The organism is Lactiplantibacillus sp. ME-2 (assembly GCF_022549155.1).
GTDB lineage: Bacteria > Bacillota > Bacilli > Lactobacillales > Lactobacillaceae > Lactiplantibacillus > Lactiplantibacillus plantarum.
Window position 1 is genome coordinate 1 of the sequence record NZ_JAKZEQ010000080.1, and the last position, 4041, is coordinate 4041.

General features: G+C 57.9%; 1 protein-coding gene. It reads right to left on the bottom strand.

The annotated features are described in order from the left end of the window. Positions 1-4041 (bottom strand): S8 family serine peptidase (locus MMY95_RS15135; RefSeq protein ID WP_241277788.1); only part of this gene is annotated, 4041 nt, incomplete at both ends.

A 4041-nucleotide genomic window follows, 5' to 3' on the forward strand; every position in this document is an offset into this window, starting at 1 on the left:
CACCCTGACCATCATTCTTGTAACCAGGTGCAGCAGGGTGCACGTCTGGAGCGCCCTGCGCCTGCCCGCGCTGCCCACCATCAACCACGGGGCTGGTGATGGCGGCCAACGGGCTGTGTGTATCCCCCGTCGCCGGCAGTGCCGCTGCAGTCGTAGTTGCTGGGCTTTGACCTTGCTCAGCACCACTCTGCGGACGACCTGCCTGGCTGGCGGCAGGTACTAGCTGTACGCCACCCTGACCATCATTCTTGTAACCAGGTGCAGCAGGGTGCACGTCTGGAGCGCCTTGCGCCTGCCCGCGCTGCCCACCATCAACCACGGGGCTGGTGATGGCGGTACCCTTACTGCCCTGCGATTTTGGTGTCACGCTAGTTGCGTCCACCCGTACGACGTGGAAAACCTTCGTGATGGTGTTACCCACCATATCCACGGCAGTCACGGTGAAGTAGTTATCGCCCTCCAACAGGTTGTACGTCTGGCTAAAGTCAGCCGCCCCATAAGGGTTTGAGCTGGCCGCATCCGCATCCACGTGGTTGTTAAACCCAGCCAGGTTCTTCTGGTGCACAACGTTATCGCCGTTCGTGTACAGCCGGTAGCCATTCACGTTATCGTTTACGGTGCCCGTGACGGTAAAGGTCGGGTCTGACGTCGTGATATCGTAGTTACCATCCGCATCAACCGTCAACGTGTCGGCTTGCGGCATGGACAAAGTTGGGAAGACGGTGTCCAGGTAGATCTGGAGCTCGCCGTAAGCCGTGCTACTTGCCGTCGTACCGTCATCGTTGGTCGTAGTCGTCGTCAGACGGTAACCAACTGACTGCTGCTCAGCGGCTTTGAATGGTACCGTGAAGCTGAACGTCCCGTCCGCGTTAATCGCAACCGCCTTGGTCGGCTCGGTAGCATCAGTTACCGTCATGGCCTTCCCAGCAGGATCAGCCACCTTACCCGTAATCGTCAGTTCACCAGTCTGCGGGTCGTAAACGTCCGCCACCTGATCAGCACCCACCAACGTAAACGTGTTGTCGTTAAACTTATCAAAGGAAAGCCCAGCAGTTGGCTGTGCGTGCGTCGTAATGTCCGCAAAGGCGCGCCCACTAAGCACTGGCGCCCCGGTCGTGACCGTAGCGTCCGCAGCCGCGTCTGCGTTATCGCGCAGGGCAATCACCGTGTGTGGATTCGTTGTGCTGAAGTGACCGTATCCGGCAGTGCCGTCAGCGTCAAGGAAGACGATCATTTCGTCCCCGTCAGCACGTCCAGCCCGCTTGTATTCGCCAAAGTTAGCGGTCGGGTACAGGACGGTGCCCACAAAGTCGCCGTAGGGAGCACCTTCGGTCAGGTTAAACGTCACGATACCAGTAGCCGTATCGACTTTGCCTGGGAACACTTTGCCCGCGATAGCGTCGGTCGCGTAAACAATCCAATCGACACCCGCCGGCACCTGGGCGTACGCGGTGAAACTCGTCTGGTCGGACACGGCCTGCACGAAGCCCATCGTACGCCAATAGTTATTACTGCCGTCGCCGACTTGCCAACTAAACTGCGGTGCGACGTTGGCGGCAGTATCGGTTGCTGAGGCTGAAGTAGTACCCGCAAACGCCTGTACACTCGCGCTGGTGTGGTTGCCAGCAACGTCCGTCACCGTCAAGGTCAGCTGCCCATCGCTCCTTGCTAGGGCGGCCATTTGCGCTGCCGTCAGTTTGAAGCTGATTGTCCCAGCGTTACTTTGCCCGTTGTTATCGAGACGCACCCCATACTCCTGGGCGCCAATCTTGAGCACCGCGTCACTAAACTGGCTGAACCCCGCACCCTGGTCGTTGTAGCTGGCCGTCAACTGACCTTTGGCGTAAGTCAGACCGGTCAGAGTCGGTGCGACGGTATCCACGGCTACAGGTAAATCAAAGTTTTGTTCCTGCTCCGCCCCGTCGTTGTACTGCTCAGTCACAATCCGGTAAGTGTACCTACCATCCGGAGCCGTGATGTACTTGCCCGTCTGTTGGTCGTAAATCCGACCATCCCAGGTAAACGCGTCAGCATCCAGACGCATGTCGGTGCTCAACCCTAAGTCAGAGTTGTGACTGGAGCCATCGTTCAGGTATGACTTGGTCGTGTTGTTCTCCTTGTCGAGCACGCGAACCAAGTTACCATTAGCGTCCAGAATCTGAATGGTGACCGCCTTGAGGTTCTGCTTGGCAAAGACGTATGGGTACACGGTATCGCTAGCACCGTCTCCGTTAGGCGAGAACGAGACCTTGCCGTTCTCAATGTACGCGGGCACCTGTCCCCACGTGTACTTGCCTGTTACGTCGCTATTCACGAGGTTGCTCAGTGAGGTAGCGTCGGTGACCCCCAGCGGGTTATTGTTGTTATCAACGAGGTACCCACCCTTAAAGATTGAGTCCTGCTTGTTCGCCGAATCATCAATAATCTGCTCGGTGGTGAGGTCACCAAAGTAGCCGAGGTACGGCACACTGATGGTCTGGGTGTCGTCTCCCGCTTTGAATGTCAAGTAGCCCTCGACAATTTGGTTAGCGGCAACCGCATCAGCCAACGCGAGCGTGAAGGTCACCACTTTGCTGGCACCGGGAGCGAGCGTAAACGTTGGCGTAGCACTGTTCACCGCCGCTCCTGCCAATTTCTGGTCGTGCACGATATTACCCTTACTGGTGTCCCGCACCTGCGTGAGGGGCCCACCGTCGTAGTCGACCGTGTAGCTTTGGGTCGTCTGTCCGTAATTGGTTAAAGTCACGTTGAAGCTGGTTGTCTGCCCGATTTTACCCAGCGACACCGAGCCGGCGTTATTTGTACCCTCAGCAGCGACGTCCAAGTTCCCCGCCTTGGTCACATCAATTTGTCCAGCACCCTGGCGCCGCGGGGAGACGTAGGTGTCCGGGTAGTTTAAGTCAATCATTGGGTCGGCCGCGTTCATTAACGCTAGCTTAACGGCCTTAACCAGGTCCGCGCCCTGCAATTCTGGACGGGTTGCCTTGAGTTTCTGCATGACTAGTAGGGCCGCACCGGCATCGTACGGGCCAGCCATGGAAGTACCGGACTCAACCGCGTATGTTTGGGTATTGGTTGTCGGGTCAATGGCCGTGGAGGTCACACTATCACCGGGCGCCGCGATGTCCGGCTTAAGCGTATAGTCCGCCATCGGTCCCCACGAGGAGAAGCCGTCCATTTCAGAATCAGCACCAGTCGCACTCTTCTCGGCGGCGACGGTCATCGCGGACGCTGCGGCACCGGGATCGGCAATGGTTGAATCGTTCTTCGGCACGTACGCCGTGGAAATATCATTCGGCGTATCGGAGCCCACAATGCTGGCCGCGTTGGCGTTGTTGCTGGCCGAGATGGAAACAAAGACTCCGTGGTCGGTAGCGTACTGCACGGCGGCTTGCTCCTCGTCGGTCAGATCTTGTTCGGCCACACCAATTCCCAGTGACATTTGGATGGCATTGGCTCCCATCGAAACGGCGTCCCTTATTGCCCGGGAAATATCGTTAGCATTTTCGTCCGGGAACTCATCAATGACCTGCATCGCCAAAATCTGGGCTTCCGGGGCGACCCCTTTGACGTAGACTGACGCTTTAGACGTACCGGTAGCGCCATCGGCAACGATCCCGTTGGCGGCAATAATACCAGCGACGTGTTCACCGTGCGTAGACCCGGACACCGTAGTCCCCGTGTTGACACTATCGTTGTTCACGTAATCGTAGGCAAAGGGGATCTTGCTGTTGACGTACGTGCCGTACCCTAGCTTAGCAATAGCGGCCTCCGCGGCGTCTTTGCTAATCGCCACCGTACTATCGTCAGTCAACCGCAAGTCTGCGTGTGGTTGGACCCCAGAATCGATCACGGCCACAACCATGCCCTGACCCTGATAACCCTCATTCCACAAGCCCTCAACGTTCCCCTTGGTCAACGTATCCTGGTTTGTGGGACCGGGATCGGCGGTTGCGTCGGCTGTAGCCTGCGCGGTGGTGGTAGCGGCAGGTGTCGTCGTGGTTGCAGCGCTTGAACTCGACGCGCTCGCACCACTGGTGG